At 69.1% G+C, this 459-nt stretch carries 1 protein-coding gene; it reads left to right on the forward strand.

Annotated features, from left to right (window positions below; translation table 11 throughout):
* Window positions 1-459: transposase family protein (locus AC5WS8_RS39380; RefSeq protein WP_496108274.1), on the forward strand; the 459-nt coding region annotated here is incomplete at both ends.

Raw genomic sequence — 459 nt, forward strand, 5'->3', positions numbered from 1 at the left:
GACCTGCACGAGGTCCTCGACCGCTGCCGGCGCGAGGGCATGACCCACGTGATCCTCGACGGCACGCTCATCGAAACAGACCGTCTCGCCGGTGTCCGCGACAACGGCAACGACCTGTGGTTCAGCCAGAAACACAAGGCATTCGGCGGCAACGTGCAGTTCCTGGCCGCCCCCGACGGCACCCCGCTGTGGATCTCCGATGTCGAGCCCGGCTCCACGCCCGACATCACCGCGGCCCGCATCCACGCCCTGCCCGCGCTGTACAAGGCAGCGGGCAACGGGCTGCCCACGCTGGCCGACAAGGGCTACATCGGCGCCGGAATCGGCATCCTCGTCCCGGTCCGCCGCCCGAAGGGCCAGTCCGAGCAAGCTCTGCACCCCAACACGCGAACCACGAACAGCCTGATCAGGGGCATCCGAGCCCTCGGCGAACGCGCCGCAGCCGAACTCAAGCAGCGC

This window comes from Streptomyces sp. PTL18 (genome assembly GCF_059510295.1).